Source organism: Pseudarthrobacter cellobiosi, from assembly GCF_023913815.1.
GTDB classification, from domain to species: Bacteria; Actinomycetota; Actinomycetes; order Actinomycetales; family Micrococcaceae; genus Arthrobacter; species Arthrobacter cellobiosi.
Genome location: NZ_JAMXBK010000019.1, coordinates 41,425 through 58,335, shown reverse-complemented (window position 1 = coordinate 58,335; position 16,911 = coordinate 41,425). Strand labels below are relative to the sequence as shown.

Annotated in this window: 20 protein-coding genes; 10 read left to right on the top strand and 10 right to left on the bottom strand. The window is 61.4% G+C overall.

Annotation, left to right across the window (positions count from 1 at the left end; genetic code table 11):
* Positions 1 to 6 precede the first annotated feature (6 nt).
* The 5 genes from NG701_RS05010 (at position 7) to NG701_RS04990 (ending at position 3,026) form a co-directional block, all read left to right on the top strand.
* Positions 7 to 363 carry a protocatechuate 3,4-dioxygenase gene (locus tag NG701_RS05010; protein ID WP_252565037.1) on the top strand — a complete coding sequence of 119 codons (357 nt, stop codon included), beginning with the start codon at positions 7 to 9 and terminating at the stop codon, positions 361 to 363.
* Positions 356 to 1,231: a class III extradiol dioxygenase subunit beta gene (locus tag NG701_RS05005; RefSeq protein ID WP_256475544.1), complete on the top strand. Its 876-nt coding sequence runs from the start codon at positions 356 to 358 to the stop codon at positions 1,229 to 1,231. Before NG701_RS05010 ends, NG701_RS05005 begins: the two co-directional genes overlap by 8 nt.
* Entirely contained in the window at positions 1,215 to 1,970 is a 756-nt protein-coding gene (locus NG701_RS05000) for an alpha/beta fold hydrolase (RefSeq protein WP_252565035.1), read from the top strand. Before NG701_RS05005 ends, NG701_RS05000 begins: the two co-directional genes overlap by 17 nt.
* 12 nt (positions 1,971 to 1,982) lie before the next feature.
* Positions 1,983 to 2,294, top strand: a complete 312-nt coding sequence (locus NG701_RS04995) for a muconolactone Delta-isomerase (RefSeq protein ID WP_252565034.1) — start codon at positions 1,983 to 1,985, stop codon at positions 2,292 to 2,294.
* 495 nt (positions 2,295 to 2,789) lie between these two features.
* Positions 2,790 to 3,026: a hypothetical protein gene (locus tag NG701_RS04990; protein WP_252565033.1), complete on the top strand. Its 237-nt coding sequence runs from the start codon at positions 2,790 to 2,792 to the stop codon at positions 3,024 to 3,026.
* Between the two features lie 928 nt (positions 3,027 to 3,954).
* Here NG701_RS04990 and NG701_RS21330 read toward each other — a convergent pair.
* From NG701_RS21330 to NG701_RS04960, 6 genes are all read right to left on the bottom strand, one after another.
* Positions 3,955 to 4,215, bottom strand: coding sequence for a helix-turn-helix domain-containing protein (locus NG701_RS21330; RefSeq protein ID WP_374208652.1), 261 nt, complete (start codon positions 4,213 to 4,215; stop codon positions 3,955 to 3,957).
* Positions 4,212 to 4,607 carry a hypothetical protein gene (locus NG701_RS04980; RefSeq protein ID WP_252565031.1) on the bottom strand — a complete coding sequence of 132 codons (396 nt, stop codon included), beginning with the start codon at positions 4,605 to 4,607 and terminating at the stop codon, positions 4,212 to 4,214. Before NG701_RS04980 ends, NG701_RS21330 begins: the two co-directional genes overlap by 4 nt.
* 386 nt (positions 4,608 to 4,993) lie before the next feature.
* Complete coding sequence (locus tag NG701_RS04975; protein ID WP_252565030.1) at positions 4,994 to 5,383, bottom strand: hypothetical protein; 390 nt, start codon at positions 5,381 to 5,383, stop codon at positions 4,994 to 4,996.
* 953 nt (positions 5,384 to 6,336) lie between these two features.
* Positions 6,337 to 6,690, bottom strand: coding sequence for a helix-turn-helix domain-containing protein (locus tag NG701_RS04970; RefSeq protein WP_252565029.1), 354 nt, complete (start codon positions 6,688 to 6,690; stop codon positions 6,337 to 6,339).
* On the bottom strand, positions 6,687 to 6,989 hold the full coding sequence (locus NG701_RS04965; protein WP_252565028.1) for a hypothetical protein: 303 nt from the start codon (positions 6,987 to 6,989) through the stop codon (positions 6,687 to 6,689). The genes NG701_RS04970 and NG701_RS04965 overlap by 4 nt, the downstream gene beginning before the upstream one ends.
* Complete coding sequence (locus tag NG701_RS04960) at positions 6,986 to 7,129, bottom strand: hypothetical protein (protein ID WP_252565027.1); 144 nt, start codon at positions 7,127 to 7,129, stop codon at positions 6,986 to 6,988. Before NG701_RS04960 ends, NG701_RS04965 begins: the two co-directional genes overlap by 4 nt.
* Positions 7,130 to 7,708: 579 nt before the next feature.
* Here NG701_RS04960 and NG701_RS04955 point away from each other — a divergent pair.
* The 4 genes from NG701_RS04955 (at position 7,709) to NG701_RS04940 (ending at position 11,318) form a co-directional block, all read left to right on the top strand.
* Positions 7,709 to 8,356 (top strand): hypothetical protein, encoded by a 648-nt coding sequence (locus NG701_RS04955; RefSeq protein WP_252565026.1) that lies wholly within the window; start codon positions 7,709 to 7,711, stop codon positions 8,354 to 8,356.
* Positions 8,346 to 9,503 carry a tyrosine-type recombinase/integrase gene (locus NG701_RS04950; protein ID WP_252565025.1) on the top strand — a complete coding sequence of 386 codons (1,158 nt, stop codon included), beginning with the start codon at positions 8,346 to 8,348 and terminating at the stop codon, positions 9,501 to 9,503. Before NG701_RS04955 ends, NG701_RS04950 begins: the two co-directional genes overlap by 11 nt.
* A gap of 338 nt (positions 9,504 to 9,841) precedes the next feature.
* Positions 9,842 to 10,882, top strand: coding sequence for a M4 family metallopeptidase (locus NG701_RS04945; RefSeq protein ID WP_252565024.1), 1,041 nt, complete (start codon positions 9,842 to 9,844; stop codon positions 10,880 to 10,882).
* A 94-nt stretch (positions 10,883 to 10,976) separates the two neighbouring features.
* Positions 10,977 to 11,318 (top strand): protealysin inhibitor emfourin, encoded by a 342-nt coding sequence (locus tag NG701_RS04940; RefSeq protein ID WP_252565023.1) that lies wholly within the window; start codon positions 10,977 to 10,979, stop codon positions 11,316 to 11,318.
* A gap of 50 nt (positions 11,319 to 11,368) precedes the next feature.
* Here NG701_RS04940 and NG701_RS04935 read toward each other — a convergent pair whose 3' ends face one another.
* The 4 genes from NG701_RS04935 to NG701_RS04920 all read right to left on the bottom strand — a co-directional run bounded on the left by NG701_RS04935 (position 11,369) and on the right by NG701_RS04920 (position 14,953).
* A complete protein-coding gene (locus NG701_RS04935) occupies positions 11,369 to 12,589 on the bottom strand; it encodes a benzoate/H(+) symporter BenE family transporter (protein WP_252565022.1) in 1,221 nt (406 codons plus the stop codon).
* Positions 12,590 to 12,793: 204 nt separating this feature from the next.
* Positions 12,794 to 13,096, bottom strand: coding sequence for a muconolactone Delta-isomerase (gene catC, locus NG701_RS04930; RefSeq protein WP_252565021.1), 303 nt, complete (start codon positions 13,094 to 13,096; stop codon positions 12,794 to 12,796).
* Between the two features lie 42 nt (positions 13,097 to 13,138).
* Entirely contained in the window at positions 13,139 to 14,002 is an 864-nt protein-coding gene (gene catA / locus NG701_RS04925; RefSeq protein WP_252565020.1) for a catechol 1,2-dioxygenase, read from the bottom strand.
* Between the two features lie 252 nt (positions 14,003 to 14,254).
* Positions 14,255 to 14,953, bottom strand: a complete 699-nt coding sequence (locus NG701_RS04920; RefSeq protein ID WP_252565019.1) for a maleylpyruvate isomerase family mycothiol-dependent enzyme — start codon at positions 14,951 to 14,953, stop codon at positions 14,255 to 14,257.
* 291 nt (positions 14,954 to 15,244) lie between these two features.
* On the opposite strand from NG701_RS04920, the gene NG701_RS04915 reads away from it, so the two are divergent.
* A complete protein-coding gene (locus NG701_RS04915; RefSeq protein WP_252565018.1) occupies positions 15,245 to 16,636 on the top strand; it encodes an MFS transporter in 1,392 nt (463 codons plus the stop codon).
* Positions 16,637 to 16,911: the final 275 nt, after the last annotated feature.

The window sequence follows — 16,911 nt, the reverse complement described above, 5'->3', positions numbered from 1 at the left end:
AACAAAATGCCATCGTCTACACCGGTGGTTCCCGGGACATACGTCTTTGACGTTGTCCAGAGCGCCAGAGGATATGCACTAAACCGCCTATGTGGCTCCCTCAAAGACCCAGCCAACCGCGAGCTTTTCAGCGCAGACGAGGCCGCCTATTGCGATTCATATGGCCTCACACCAGAGCAACGGGACGCCATCCTTCAGCGCGACTGGACACGCATGCTGGACCTGGGAGGCTCAATTTTTTATGTGTTCAAACTCGCCGTATTGGATAAGAAATCAATGCAGGATTTGGGCGGAATATTCACTGGCATGACAACGGAGGAATTCGTTGCATCCCTGAACGCAGGAGGACGTCACTTTGGCTGAATTGATCTGGGGACTCGGCACTTCGCACGTACCATCCATTGGCGCGGCAATGGACAACCACAAAACCGAGGAACCCTACTGGAAACCGCTGTTCGATGGCTACCGCCCAGCCCGTGAGTGGATGGCCGAGCACAAGCCCGACGTAGCCATCATCGTCTACAACGACCATGCGAACGCAATGGACCTCGGCATGACTCCAATGTTCACCATCGGGACGGCCGCCAAATACAACGTCGCCGATGAAGGGTGGGGTAGCCGCAACGTCCCGCCCGTTGTCGGCCACCCTGAACTGTCCGAGCACCTCCTGGTGAACCTCGTGGACGACGGGTTCGACATGACCGTATGTCAGGAACTGGACGTTGATCACGGTCTTACGGTTCCCCTGTCGGTCTACTGCCCTGATCCCGGTGACGCATGGCCATGCACGGTAGTACCAATCCTGGTCAATGTCCTCCAGTACCCGCAGCCCACGGCGGCACGCTGCCTGGCACTGGGCGAGGCCCTCGGGAAGGCCATCCGCTCCTATCCGGAGGACATCAAAATCGCAGTATTTGGCACCGGAGGAATGTCGCATCAACTCGCCGGTACACGGGCTGGCCTCATCAACGAAAAGTTTGACCGAATGTTCCTCGAGGCCATCGAAACTAACCCTTCTGCCCTCACGGCGCTGTCGCGGGAGGACTACATTCGGGAAGCCGGATCAGAGGGCATCGAACTAATTATGTGGCTGGTCATGCGAGGAGCAATTGGATCATCAATCCGTCGGGTCCACGAGGCATACCACGTGCCGGCTTCAAATACCGCCACCGCCCTAGCCTTGTTTGAAACCCTGCCCTCGAACGGAGTCGAAAATGCTCAACACCTCTGATCCAGAAGAAACAGACTCCGGGCCCTTCGTATTGGTCCACGGGGCATGGCATGGAGCCTGGTGCTGGCGGCCCGTCCAACATCTTCTTGAAGCCGCAGGAGCACAGGTCTTCACCCCAACCCTTACCGGTCTGGGCGACAGGGCCCACCTGCTGACCCGGGAGACCGGACTGTCCACCCACGTAATGGATGTCGTGTCCTTCCTCGAATCAGAAAACCTGCAAGACGTAGTCCTCGTCGGCCACAGTTATGCAGGACTGGTGGTTACGCCTGCCGCCGCTCTTGTCCCGGATCGAATAAAGCGGCTAGTGATCTTGGATGGCTTCTTGCCCGAGGCAGGAGAAGTGGCCATGGACTTGCTGCCCGAACGAGCTGCAGCCCACTACCGGGAGTCAGCGCACAAGAATGATGGACTGGTCATTGACCCCAGGCCGCTTGAAAACCTTGGAGTCACCGACCGGCAAATCATTGAGGATTTGTCCCCGCGGCTCACCGCCCACCCTGCCAAAACCTACCTGGACAAGGTCGAACACGGATTATCAGACCTGCCATTCCCGGGCGAGTATCTGCTCTGTTCCGGATGGTCAACGCCGTTCTTGCGCTTTGCCCAGCGGGCCAACACCAAGACCTGGCGAGTCAGTGAACTAGATGCTGACCACGAGGTGATGGTAACGAATCCGGACTTGCTTGCACATCACCTGCTGCACCCCAAGCACCAGCCAGTAAATATGGCTCCATAGATGGAGAAAAGAATGGAATTCTTAGTGCGCCAAGAAAACAACATGCCGCAGCTACCAACAGACGAAGCTGCTCGGATCAAATCGGCAGAGCGAACCTATGCACAGGAACTGCGCGACCAGGGCATCCTAAAGCGCCTCTGGCGGATACCCGGGACAAGAACTGCCATTGGCTGGTACGAAGCGGAAAATGCAACAGAGTTACACGACGTACTCTCGAATCTGCCCACGTTCCCGTGGCAGTCCATCACCGTCGAGGCTTTGGCCACTCACCCACAAGAACAGGTGCTGGCCGCTTCCAATCCCTCCAAAGTGGCTAAACGATAAGCATTTGGGGTGCAAGGAACGAGACGGAGAACCTGAGGAAAGCACTCCCCACGACCATGTAGTCCGAGCAGGAACTCCGCGCGCGGCACGTCCAATGGCCGCCCCACGATTCACGTGATCAATTTATTGATGCCCGAACTGCTTGCCAAGTTGCTGCCTCAGCGTGCTCGCGTGAGCGGGGCGCCATCAATTCGACGCATTATCGAAGTCAGCGGCCACCAGACTGCGGCCGTCACCATCAAGCGACTGCGCAACCAGTCCGCGCGCTTCGAATTACGTGTGTCAAGCCAGCGTGGACACCAAGCAGCTTCGCTAGCTCAGCACGAAGCATTTAACAAACGCTGTCTGCGCCAACAAGCCGGAATCCGCAGCCCAAGCCATGAGGAATCATATCGAAGGCGTAGCCACGTCATAAGACCTGCTACCGAGGCGGGGGTTTGACCACGTCGATATGCAGCCATTCCTAGCTCACCCCTGAAATATCTCGAGGAAACTATGAGTACCACTTACCCTATGCCCATTACGATTTCCAACCGCCGCGAACTCGATCAGATGCTGGACAGTGCAGTTGAAGCGGCAATCGAACAGGCTACCCAACGGCCCGGAGCAGGCATCCTCGTCACGCGCCATAACCACCGCTCCTTCAGCCTTTCATTCAGCCAGGAGGTCCCATACGGAACGATCATGGAGCGAGACATGCGTCCATCTTTTGACACCCGCTCCAATGCCTGACAGAAGATGCGCAGCCTTCGACCTGCTCACTACCGCATTAGTCGACGTTCTGTCGTTTGGCCCGCTCAGGAAGTCTGACGACGAGAACCGTCGTCGCAGATTCGCCTCAGGAAGCCGCTTATCCCCCTGCAGGCGGGCGAATCGAGTCCGAGAACTTGGCCCCCCGACGCGGGCTGTTGCTGCGCCAGTGATTCGGCTTGGCAACAGGAAATTTGTCGACGATCGGCTGGCACTCGTGACACGGCGGCTTGGAGCGGGAGAACCCTAACTGATGCCCAAATGCTGCCTGTGCTGCACAGCGGGAGCAGATGCCCAAACGAACGTAGTGTCGCCTCATGGCGTCATACGTCGTGGCCTGCCGAAGGGTTTCATCACGGTCAATGTGGGACCGGGAGGAGGATTTCTTCATCATTTTCCTTGATTTCGTACGCGGATTGTTTGATGGCAATGGGCTACTGAGTCCAGATACACGCCGGACTTTTCTCGCCCGCGCCTGATGTTCCTGACCTAGCAATTGCGGCCAAGATGATGGGGAGGCCATTCCTGAGGGGCCTTCAGGATTGGTTGATGACTACTGCGAGGCAACGACGATCGTGACCAAGCCGCAGGGAGTAGCCGGTCCTACGCCTGTTACTTAGGCCAGAAGGCAGGCCCAAGGACCGCCCCCAAGCAGCATTGAACGAGCAACTGGTACCACTGACGCAGATATGAGCCGCCTGCGGCTCTGGGAGGGCTGGCAACGCCGGGGTACCCAAAGCTTGGATCGATTTGGGTACCCCGGGGTGCTAAGGCCACCGGATCTAGGAGTCGGCGCCCTGACCTTCAGCTTCGACTTCGTAGACGAGGTCCGCCATCCAAATCGGCGGCACCGATACCTCCAGCGCAGGGTCGGAAGTCCAGGCTTCTTCTGCTGTGGGAACAGTGATGGTTAAATGATCGAGTTGTCCTGACGCCGTTTCTTGCGCAGATAACCCGCTGACTCCGCCGTCCCGGTGTGCTGGGAAACCACTCGCGAGGACAAGCCCGCAGCGACCGCCAGGGTTTTCACCTTTGGCCATGCCTCTCCCGTGCGATTGTCGGCGAAGGTGGCAAGGGCCCAGCAGGTCGCCTTGACTCCCGAAGGGAGGCCAGACTTGGCAATCGCCTTGCCGTACTGCAAAGGGCGCGACGGCTCGCTCGGTACGCTCACTGTTCTCCCTCCGGAATCAGCAGCGTCCAGCCGTACCGGCGGCGGCCGAAGCCGTCGTAGAAATTGCGGTCAATGTATCCCTTCGCATGGAGTTCGGACATGATCGCCAATGACGTCAGATCCCGCCTCTCCCGCCCAAGCGAGGCATTGATCCGCTGCCAGTCCGTAAAGGACGCGCGCCCGATGCCAACGGAGAGGGCCATCACCTTCGCCACACCGAGCGTCTCAGGCGGAAGGCTGACGTCGCTGGCGATTGCCTCGAGCCAATGAACCAAGAAAGGATTCCGCGCCGCGAACTCGGAGTTGCTGCCGCCGTGATCGTTGGACGTCAGCGGCTCACATGCCTGCTTCACAGGAACCGCCTCAGACGGCGGTTCGGTCAACTGGGTCATTAGTTACCTCCATTTTTGGGTCAAAAGGGCCCGACAGGGCAGGGAAGTGCCCCGTCGGTCTGATGCGAAATGATTTAGTGGTGAGTAATGTGGTCCGTGGAAGAGGCTGTCAATGGAAACGAGATCCGTATTCCGGCTGGCTCATCAGACCGGCTCGCCAACTGCTTGCGGGCCAAGCGGATGACATGGTCACGCAGGCAGCGGCATTGCGAACCAAACTTTGAAACCCCGGCCTCGGACACCCGACAGACGGCTGCGCCGTTCCAGGTAGTTGTGAGCGAAGGTGGAAAGGGCCCAGCGGGTCGCTTTGGTTCCCAAAAGCAGGCCGGACTTCGAACTGCAAACCCCGTACGGCAGATCGAGCGAGGACTGGCTCGGAACTTAGCTCACAGTTCTCCGTTCGGAATAAGCAGCAACCAGCCGTAGACAAACGGGTTGTCGGCGTCGCGGTCGAGGTATCCCTCCAACTCGAGTTCTGACATAGTCTCGAAGACCGCGAGATCCCTCCTGTACCGCCCGAGCGCGACATTGATCCGCTGCCAGTCGATGAAGGCCACGCGGCCGACGCCAACTGAACGGGCCATGACGCTTGCTACCGCGAGCGCTTCGTAGGGCAGGCTGCCGTCATTGGCGATCGCACGCAGCCAGTGGACCAGGAACTGATTCGTCGCGGCGATCATCGGGCTGATGCCGGCATACTGTGCAATACACCGTGGCCCGTCCGCCGGCGGGGCAGGTACCGCATCCGAGCACGACGGGTGGGTCAAGTGGAACATTGAATACCTCCATTTATTGGGTCAAAAGGGCACGACAAAGGCCGGAAAGGGCCTGGTCGGTTGAAGCGATACAACGAGCGGCGCTCTTCCGCTGGTTGGCGAAGAGGCTGGTGGTGGAAACTACAGGCGTGATCCGGCTGCTCATCCCTGCCGGGTGGACCGTTTCCGTCCACGCCACCGGAGAGTCGGGCTTCCACTCTTTCGTTTGACTATTGGCAGCGCTCACTGCGGCGTCTACTGACGCTGTCAGGAGACAAAGGAATCCTCGGTGCCACTTGCAGTACCGTTGTCAGATATTCGCCGCACAGGGCCGCTAGTGACCCATCCGGGAGTGAGCTGGTTAAGGGCGCAGACTCACATAACGCCTTCTGTTGGAATCGACGCCCTTTCTACCGAGAGCTGCCGGCAGATGCCTCGGCAAGCCCGGACGGTTATTGATTACGGTTCCCCTTTACGTGTTGTGCGGGTTGTTGACGAGGATGTGTGTGTACAAGGAAGAAATCGTTGGCGTACGCGGAGCTTGCTCCGCCCTCCGGGCTGCGCGGCGCTCCGCTTACCTTGACAGCCGAATCGACTGTCCCGTTGCAAACGGACCCGGATCAAGGTGATGGCCCGCCCTTCAGGCGCGGGCCGCCTTGGCACAAAAGATCACGGTGATGACCCTGCCACTCAGGCAGGGGCCCATCGTCATCCGAACCGCATGGTCAAGGCTTGGGATGATTGCCAATGGAGTAGTTAGTGATGAGGTAGTTCCAATCAGGTAGTCCTCCCTTGAGGTCGTTCTACCTGAGGTAGTTATGGTGAGGTAGTTAGGGAGCGGCTTATTCGGGGCACCCGTAATGGAATTCGGGTGTGGGGGTACCCGGACAAACCCTGAGTACCCCATCCGCTTTTTAGTTCCTAGCTGGCACCATTTGTCGAGTTACGTGCTACGGCTTCCCTGGGCGGCCCCGTCACCGCACATCCAGGTGATTGCCATGCTCGTCCATGGCACCGGACTCCTCGGTAATAACCATTTCATCGGTGACCGGCACGGTGATCGTATAGAGGATCGAATTGTTGCGGCGGATGTGCTTGTGCAGGTACCCCGCTGCTTCAGCACGTGCAGTGTGCTTGGAGACGACTGCCTTCGACAGCCCGACGGCCTTGGCCAGTGTCGCCACTGACGGGAACGCCTCGCCGGTCTTGTTGTGCGCAAAGCTTGCAAGCGCCCAGCAGGTGGCCTTGGTGCCTGAGGAAAGTTCAGAGTTGGCGACGGCCGTCAGGTACTGCAAAGGCTGGGACGGCACACCCGGGACCGAAATCATTCCTGCTCCTTCCCCGGCTGCGTCAGCCGCCACCCCTGCGTGAAGGCCCTGCCGTCGCCCAGATCGCGTTCCAGATACCCGGCAGACTGAAGTTCCGTAATGCTGGCGCGCACTGCCGGGTTTGTCCTGGCGCGTCCGAGCGAAGTGTTCAACGTCTGCCAATCAGTGGTGGCGACGTACCTGACGCCCATGGCGCAAGCAATGGCCGACGCAACCAGGTAAGACCCTGAGCTCACTGCCGGGTCTCCGATGACGGCCTTAAGCCAGTGGTCCCTATAGGTGTTCATCGCGACGCTCACGAAGCCTCCACTCCGGCGGTCTCGCAGAGGATCGGACCTGCGATGTAGTCCGTTGCCTCGCGGGCAATGAGCCAGTCGGGTGCGAGCCGGGGCAACTCGGGTCCGGCGCGCCATTCGTAAGTTTTGATGCACGAAAGCATGGATTTCCTTCATCGATGGGTGCCCAATAGGGCCTGAGTGTGAGATGAATGGACGGCCGAACTCCGCTACGTAGATGCACGAACTCAGCGAAAAGGTTGAATTACCGGTGCCATTGAGGCGGCACCATGCGGAGCCGGCTCGCGATAAGCTACCGGGTCGCCCGCTGCTGGCGGGCCCAGCTGATGACATCGTCACGCAAGTAACGACATTGCGAACCAAACTTGTGGAACCGCGGTCCGATGGCCCGGCCTGACTGAGCCAGCCACTTCTCGGAGACGTTCAGATAGGCGGCCGTTTGCCGCCGCGTGAAATACGGGGACGCGACGGCGTCAACGGGCTCCGCACCTCCGTCATGGGAATTCTTGTCCAATGGACTCCTCATTCATTCAGTTAAACACTGTCGTCTTGGCAACCACAACGTGCCAAGCTGTAAGTACAGCATACCTGCCAATCACATGGTGTCAAGCACCCCGGTCCTGGCAACCCAAACGTGCTGGGTCGTAAGTACAGCATACCTGCCAATCGCACGGTGTCAAGCACGCTAGGCTTGGCAGCCACATTGTGCTATTGTCGCTTACATGATCGCTGTTGAACTCCCCGACCTTCCACCCAACGTTGAGTACCGCGGCCCTAAAGACGGTCCGGTCGTGGAGGAATACATGGTTGGCGAGCATAAGGTGACAGCCCTGTCGGCGCCATATCTCGTCCATGGATTCGACGTAAGCATTGGCTGGGAGGTTGGCCACCCGATGGGGCATTTCCGGGACCCAAACAAATTGAGCATTGAGTTCGACGAGTTCGAACATGGGACAAGCGGAATCCAATCCCAGGACTCGCTGGAGGGCATCACAACATCTTTGTTGCGATCCATCCCAATGGCACATGCCCGCGCCCTCTTGCGCGAGCACCATGAACAGCTTTCAGTAGCTGACCTCCGCCGTGATATCACGCCCTTCCCTTCCCGGGTGGAAACTGACCGCGACTACACGCACGTCGCCGCCGCATATGTCGCTCTCGGGGAAGTGTCCGTCGAGCCCATCAAGCGGCTTGCGGAATGGAGCGGTGAGAGTATCGATACCTGGTCCGCTCGACTCCGTCGGGCAAGAGCCAAGGGAATCCTCGAAGGTAAAGGGCGCCAAGCCCGAATTGCTCCGGGTTACCTGGACGCTAGGGACGCAATCTGGGCAACCATGCGCGCACGGAAGGATAAGCCCGATGGCCGTTAACAAGCTCCCCAGCGGAGTTAAGCGCTGGCAGGTTGACTGGGTGGTCGACGACGCCAAGAAGGGCAAGGTCCGCCGCCGAAAGCGCTTTTCCACCAAAGCCGAAGCTCAAGATTTCCAGGCATCCACTAGGCAGGCCATTCGCTCGGGCTCATGGGTTGACCCAAAACTGGCTGACAAGATGACGGTGGGTAAGTTGGCGCTGGAATGGCTGGAAAGGGTCAAGACCATCGGCGCCAACGGACGAAGACCAGTCACCCCGAAAACATACGATAATTACCTCCGCCTCTACGAGAACTACATTGAGCCACAATGGGGCATGACGCGGGTGTCCAGCGTCACCTACGACGCGACAAGCGAATGGGTAACGTCACTAAAGGGAATGGACGGCAAGCCCGCCGGCGCGCGAACGCGGGAACTCGTCAGCAAGGTCTTTGGTCGCGTCATGGGCTACGCGGTCAGGAAGCGCCTACTGCCTGCCAACCCCACGAAAGATCCCACTGGTCGCGCCGACTATATTCCAGATGCACGTCCCGTCAAGCGCCACACATACCTGACCATGAAGCAACTTGCCGCCATAGCCCACGAGGCCGGGGACGGCGCCCTGATGGTGATGCTCGCCGGCACATGCGGGCTCCGATGGGGTGAAGTGACAGCACTGACGGTTGCCAACGTAAAGCTGGGCGACAAACCCATGCTGGCCGTTACACAGGCTTACAGCGAAGTATCTGGCAAACTGATCCTCGGCCCGACCAAGGGCGGCGAGGACCGGCAGGTCCCTATCCCCCGACTAATTGCTGATCGATTGAGAGTCGCGGTTGAAGGCGCGCCATCAACGGAGAGGGTCTTTCAAAGCCCACGAGGTACGGTCCTTCGAAATGGCAACTTCACCAAAACCGTCTACAAGCCTGCTATTGAACGGGCCGGAGCCGGCGACTCCGACTTCCCTTCTCCAACTTTCCACGATCTGCGGCATACTGCCGTCTCCCTGGCGATTAGTGCCGGGGCCAATGTCAAGGTGGTCCAGCGAATTGCCGGCCACGCGTCCGCCACGCTGACTCTGGACACCTACGCTGGCCTATTTGACGACGACCTCCACGACAGTGCCAGCCGGTTGAATGACCTACTTCAGGGCATGGATTGGCAATGAGCGCTCGGATTCGATGTCACTTTAATGTCACCAGAGGGGCAAAAAACAGCGCATTTGCAAGCTTCAAACCACTGCCTCCGGAGCAGAAGGTCGTTGGTTCGATTCCAATCGAGGGCACATTGAAAGCCCCGCCGTTTCGTTGAAACGGCGGGGCTTTTCGCATTCCAGAATGCCGGAGCGCCGGCAGATAAGCGGGCGCTGCCAGGCCCGGTTCCGGCAAACCGTCGGCCGTTCCCCGTAGGCTGTCCCCATCGGCAGCGGGGTTCCCGGCGGCCGGCAGGATTGAAGCCAGCCGCCGCACCGTGGTGCGCCCCGCCGAAGCACAGAAGGGGTCTGGCATGTACTGTTCAATCGTCCCTCCGTATCTTCTGCGCCGGCTGGCAGCGCTGGAGGAACCGCGACTGGGCGCTGCCGCCGCGGCTGCCCGCAGGGCCCTGCAACATGTCCAGGGCTTCCACGCCGCCCGGGCCCTAGCCGCACCGGCTGCCCGCCCCGGCATCCGGCAGCCCATCCCGGGCCCGCGCCGGACCATCTACGACGCGAGGTTCCTGGAGGACCTGCCCGGCGTCGTGGTCCGCAAGGAAGGGTACCCGCCTACCGGCGATGTGGCCGCGGATGAGGCTTACGACGGGCTGGGACATACCTTCCGGCTCTATGCGGAAGCCTTCGGCCGTGACTCCATCGACGGCAATGGCCTGCCGTTGGAGGCCTCAGTCCACTTTGGCGACCACTACGACAACGCCTTCTGGGACGGGCACCAGATGGTCTTCGGCGACGGTGACGGGGAGGTTTTTGACCGGTTCACCAAGTCCCTGAGCGTGATCGGCCATGAGCTGGCCCATGGCGTCACCCAGTATTCGGCCGGGCTGGCTTACCGGAACCAGGCCGGCGCCCTGAATGAATCGATGTCCGATGTCTTCGGCGCCCTCGTGGAGCAGTTCGCGAAGCGCCAGTCCGCTACAGAGGCAAGCTGGCTCATCGGCGAAGGGCTGTTCACCGACCAGGTACAGGGCTCCGCCCTGCGGTCCATGAAGGCCCCGGGGACCGCTTACGACGACGACGTCCTGGGCAAGGATCCGCAGCCGGAGTCGATGGACTCCTTCGTGCACACCACAGCCGACAACGGCGGCGTCCACATCAACTCAGGCATCCCGAACCGTGCCTTCTGCCTCGTCGCCCTGGCGCTGGCCGGCAATGCCTGGGAAGCCCCCGCCCGGATCTGGTACGCAACCCTGACGAACGGATCGCTGGGGCCTGACGCCACCTTCCGGGTCTTTGCCCGCGCCACGGCAGCCTCGGCCAGGGATTTTTTCGGGTCCGGGTCCGGCGAGCATGACGCCGTGCGGTCTGCGTGGGAAACTGTGAAGGTAAGGCTCTGATCCGGTTTCCCCCGGACCGCCGCACTCGTGGCCCGGCGGCGGCCGGACACGGGAACCATTCCATGAAGAACCAGGCCTGATGAAGATTCCTGCCATGAAAATTACTGTCGAACGCAGCGGCGGCTTCGCCGGAATGACGCGGACCTGGACGGTCCTGCCGGCACCTCCGGACGACATGGACCGTTGGCAGCCGCTGATCGAGGCATGCCCTTGGGACACTGTGCCGGCCTCCGGGCGGACCGCGCCTTCCGGCCAGCCGGACCGCTTCACCTACAGCATCCGCGCCGGCGTGCACCGGGCCGTTCTGCCCGAGCAGGCCTTGACGGGGCCGTGGCTGGATTTGGTCGAGCACGCCAAGGCGGCCGCCGAGTCCGCCCAGTCCCCGGCCGGAGGGCCGGGCAGTCCACGGCCGGAGGGTGCACCGGCGGGGCCTTGACAGTAGCCGGGCCGCGGAGCGCTCGGCGGCGGAAGGCGCCGCCGTCGTGTCTATGCCTGCCGGCCGTAGCGGCGAAGGGCGAGGTAGGCCGTGCTCCCCGCCAGAAGTCCCCAGAAGGGCGAGACGATGCCGGCCGGAGCCACCCCCGAAGCGGTGACCACCAGGGTGATGACCGCTGCCTCCGCTGCGATCGGATTGGCCTTGAAGTCCGAGATGGTGTCGACGAGTGAGGCCTGCAATGCCCCGAGGAGGGCGACGCCGGCGAGGGCGGCCATCATGGCTGCCGGCACAGCGGAGAAGAGTACTACGGCAGCGCTGCTGAAGAGGCCAAAGATGATGTAGAAGAAACCGCAGAAAATACCTGCCATGTAGCGGCGGTCCTTATCCGGGTGGGCTTCCGGACCGGCACAGATGCCGGCGGTGATGGCAGCTAGGTTAATGCCGTGTGCGCCCAGCGGGGCCGATACCAGCCACGCGAAGGAGGCAGCCCCCAGGACCAGCTTGTCGTTGACCCGATAACCCAGCGCGCCCATCATCGCCAGCCCTGGCCCGTTCTGCCCGGCCATGGTCACGATCAGCAGCGGCACGGCGATGCCCATGATGGCCTGGGGATTGAAGGTCGGGGTGGTCCACACCGGTCCGGACAGGTCCAGCGTTAACGCCGGCACGTGGGCCTGCGCAGTGAGGACGCTCAAGACCGCGCCTGCGGCCATGGCCAGCAATACCGCGTAGCGCGGCACAACCCGGCGGCCGATGAGGAACGCCACCACCAGTCCGCCGGCAACGATGGGGGATGTGGTTACTGCCTCGACGGCATTCAGCACAAAGGGGAAGAGTACGCCCGCCAGCACGGCGGCCATGACAGGCTTGGGAACGATGGCCAGCAGGCGTCCGAACCACCCGGTAACACCCAGGACCAGGGCGAGCAAGGCCGCCGCCACGTAGGCCCCGAGAGCGTCGCTGTAGTCGTAATTTCCCAGGGCCGTCAACAGGAGCGCTGCCCCCGGTACGGACCAGGCCACCACTATCGGCTGGCGTGTCAGGAAACTGAGCACCACGCACGTCACGCCGCTGGCTACAGCTAGGGACCAGACCCAGGAAGTCGTATGACCCTCACTGAGCCCGGCGCTTTGGGCGGCCTGCATGACCACAAGCATGGGGCCTGCATAGGAAACGGCCACGGCCACGAAACCCGCCGTCATGGCGGACAGCGAGAAGGACTTCCGGAGCGGCAAGCGCGCGGGCTGGCGTTCTGTCAGGGCGCGGGCCATCGGACTCCTCACGTTCGTCCTTGAATTTTGTCTGATCCGTGGATGCCGTTGAAATGAAGTACAGGGTCGGCATGACGGGACTGCACATTGGCGGCCGACACATTGCCTGCCGGACAGACTGCAGTCCAGCAGGCCGGCGCCGGTGCGGGCACTCGCCGGGGCCTTGCCCTTCAAAGTGCCGCACCAGCGACGGCTGGCTGATCCCTAGTTCGTTGTTACAGCCAATTCGAGAGATATGTCTGAAGGATGCGCTGCCAAGGGCGTGATGTCCATTTTCATGAAGGGGAAGAGCGGCAGGCCCCAGAGAATCTCGTGCAAGCGTTCATTGCCAGTGACATCAAAGATGCTGATATTCGCATATTCACCGACGCAGCGCCAGATGTTCTGCCACTCCCCCGTGCGCTGCAGGTCCTGCGAGTACGCCTTTTCCCGGACGAGCAATTCTGCCTTGGTGTGTGCATCCATGTCCTGCGGAATGGTGACGTCCATGCGGACTGCGAATAGCACGTGTTTGCTCCTTCGTGTGTCGTTCGGCGCGTTGGTCGTGCTTCAGGAACGGGCGGCGTCGAGCACGAAGTCGTACGTGACCTCGCTGCCTGCAGCGTCAGTGCGCGCAGTGGGGCTCAGGACAAGTTCGGGCTTGACGGCAGAGGCTATGTCATCGGAGAGGTGCTGATCCCCTTCGAAGTAGAGCTGCGCGGTCAGCAGCTGGTGCCCGGGAGCTGACACCTTCAGGTGCAGGTGCGCCGGGCGCCAGGCGTGCCAGCCGGCCGCGGCGATGAGCTTACCGCAAGCACCGTCCATGGGAATCTGGTACGGGGCCGGCTGCACGGTGTTCAGCGCGAAGTTGCCCTCGGCGTCGGCCACAACGGTGCCGCGCAGGTTCCACTCCGGCAGGCCGGGGGCGAACTGGGAGTAGAAGCCGTTGTCATCGGCGTGCCAGATCTCCACCCGTGCGCCCGGGAGCGGGGTGCCATCGACAGCGCGCACCTGGCCCTGGAACAGCAGCGGCGTACCGCCCTCATCCTCGCGCATCGGCAGGGTCGCCGGGGTCTCAAATTCAGGAGCGCCCGGGATGTAGTACGGGCCCTCAATGGTGCCCTTGTTCCCTTCCCGGTCCTCGGTGGAAACTTCCTCCACGACGTGCTCTACCCACACGTCCATGAACAAAGGCCATTCGCCGTCTTCACCGACGTTGATAAGCCAGGCTTTGAGGGCGTTGAACTCGTCATAGGTCACCTTGTGCTTGCGGATCGTCTCATGCACCGCGCTAAGCACCTCGTTGACCAACAGCGACACGCGCTCTTTCGGAACAGCCAGCGCTGCCGTCTTGCCGCTCTCACGGAAGCGCTCCGTGGCGGCATTGCCGGACTCAGCGGCTTTCGCTTCAAATTCACTCTGTTGGGTTGTCATCGTTGACTCACTTTCATAAGGGGCGTACACCGCAGCGCGGGCGCCCGGAAGTTACGGCCAAGAGGAAGCTTTGGAGGCTCCGCTCCTTCGTGGGTTCATACTTACGCCACTGTTGGCTCAAAAGCGTACGCGTGATTTTAGTGATAAACAAAGACTTAAATGCCTCCTATTCATATCCATGCGATAAGAATCTCCCCCAGCCTCAACCTCGGTAAAACCCTTGGTGCCGGAAGGGCCCTCAGGCCGCTTTTCTCACCAGGACGGCAGCTCCGGCAGCGGCCCATCGGACTCAACGTTCTCGGCGTGGCCGCGGGCGAGCCACTCCAGCATGCCCTCACGGTCGGACGCGACGCGCAAGGCACCGTCGCCGATGATCCATTCATCCCGTTCCTCGGTCACAAGGGTCATGCCAGGGGCATTCTTGGCACGCATGGTGCGCACTGCGGCTTCCAGAGCGTCCAGCAGCGAATCCGGGTCGGCCTCCTCAATGGTCCAGGCCGTATCGAGGTCGTGATGGTGGACGACAATCTCGCTGATCCTCAGCGCCACAATAGCCGTGGCAGGGATTTTTTTACCGTGCAAATGCACCTCGCCCAGCGCAAGATCCCCACCCAGCCGCTGGGCCTGTTCGGCAAAGAACTGGGCGGACTCCCGCAGTTTGATCATGAGTCCTTCGCGGGGCAGGGCCGCCAGCGAAGAGATCTCCCGGGCGCGGGCATCCGGAGACGCATAGAGTTGCTGCTCCTCACCCGTGGCAGCCCAATCAATGAGCTTGACCAGGGCAGGCCCGTTGGACGTGAGGTGGGCAACCACGTCAGCCCGGGTCCACCCCGCACACAAGGAAGGGGCGGCCAGCTCGTCGTCGGACAAGGACGCGACGGTGGCCAGGAACATCTCCGTCTCCCGATTGAGCCTGGACAGGTCTGAGTGCAAGCGCGTGGCATTGATCATGGGGTCACTCTAGCCAGGCGCCCCGGTGCAGGCTACCAGTGCCGGCCAGGACCGGGTCCAATTCCCGAGCGCCCCCACCTGCTTCATCGCGCTGCACTGTCACTTTAGGCCATAACCGAGCCATTTTACTGGATTGATACCTCAGGCCTATGAATTACACCCCTGACAAAGTCAGGGCATTTGCCTCATATGATCCAGATCACGGCTTTGCCAGACTGAAATGTAATCAGACACCCCTGCGGTTTCCCCGCTTTGGTAATGCCACATGCTCCGCTCAGAGAGGACCCGGACATGATCAAACCGAATATCGTCATCGCCGAAGACCCGCGCAAAGAGGCGCGCACCGCCAATTGGGTGGCCTTCGTCATCTGCCTGGCCCTGTTGTTCGACGGCTATGACCTCGTCGTGTACGGCACAGTCCTGCCCGGCCTGCTGGCCGACCCGAGCCAGATCGGCGCCTTCGACCTGGCCACCGCCGGCATCCTTGGTTCCTGGGCACTCATTGGGGTGCTGGTCGGCTCCCTGTTCTGCGGCGCGGTTGGGGACTTCTTCGGCCGTCGCCGGCTGATGCTGCTGGGTATTGCCTGGTTCTCGGTCGGTATGTTCGTCACGGCACTGACCACTACTGTCATGGCTTTCGGCACGATGCGCTTCATCACCGGCCTGGGCCTTGGCGTGGTAATAGCCACCGCCGGTGCCACCATGGCTGAGTTTGCGCCGCACGGACGGCGTCAGTTCTACAATGCAATTGTTTACTCCGGCGTTCCCGCCGGCGGCGTGTTTGCCTCTGTCATTGGCATCCTGCTCCTCAATAACATCGGCTGGCGCGGGCTGTTCATGATCGGCGCGCTGCCCCTCGTCCTGCTGGTGCCCATAGCGTGGTTCAAGCTCCCTGAGTCTCCACGCTGGCTGCTGTCCCGCGGCCGCGAGCAGGAGGCCCAGGCCGCTTCCCAGCGCACCGGCGTTCCGCTTGTCGAGGAACGGATCATTCAAGAGGTGGGCGCCGCACCGCAAAAAGCAGGTTTCGCCGCGGTGTTCTCCCGGCAGTTCGCTGTGGCATCCATTTTGCTCGGGCTGATGTCGTTCTGTGGCCTGCTGCTGACCTACGGCTTGAACACATGGCTGCCCAAGATCATGGAAGGGTACGGCTACGGGCGTACATACTCCCTGTTCTTCCCGCTGGCACTGAACCTGGGTGCCGTCGCAGGCGGCCTGCTCCTCTCGCGCGTCGCTGACAAGAGCGGCCCCCAGCGGGTCATCGCCTCCACCTTCGTCCTGGCGACCATGAGCCTGATGCTCATGACCTTCAGCTTCCCGCTACCCCTACTCTTCACCTTCATCGCCATCGCCGGCGTAGGCACCCTGGGCACCCAGGTCCTAATTTACGGGTTCCAGTCGAACTACTACACCACGAACGCCCGGGCCGCTGGCGTGGCCTGGTGCGCCAGCGTAGGACGCTTCGGCGGGATCCTGGGACCGATCATCGGCGGCTGGTTGGCCGCCGCAGGCATCGGAGGGGCCACGGCGTTTTATATTTATGGCGCCGTCGCCCTCGTCGGGGCAGTCGTGACCGTCCTGGTTCCTCACCAGCGCAAGCTGGAGGAGGCTGAGCACAAGGTGGAGGAGATCGCCGAGCACCGTGCCGACGACGGTGTGCCTGCTGCCCGTACACCCCGCCCCTAGGGCAGAGGGGCCACCGGATTCCCGGTAGTCTCCCCGGCAGAGCTTCCTGATCAGGTCGCTCTGCCGGGGAGACCTGTTTAAGCGGCCCCCCGGCCGTCTCGGACCGGGCACCCCGGTCATCCGAGGACCTGCGGTTCGTCAGTTGGGTCCCCGCTGGCTCCGGGCTGTTCCGCAAACCCCGGACTATATGCGTTGCATGCACTACTGAAGGATATTCAGGCTATTCTGCATATAAATAACCCGAAGGCAGACAGCCAGGTCCGAGCGGAAAGACA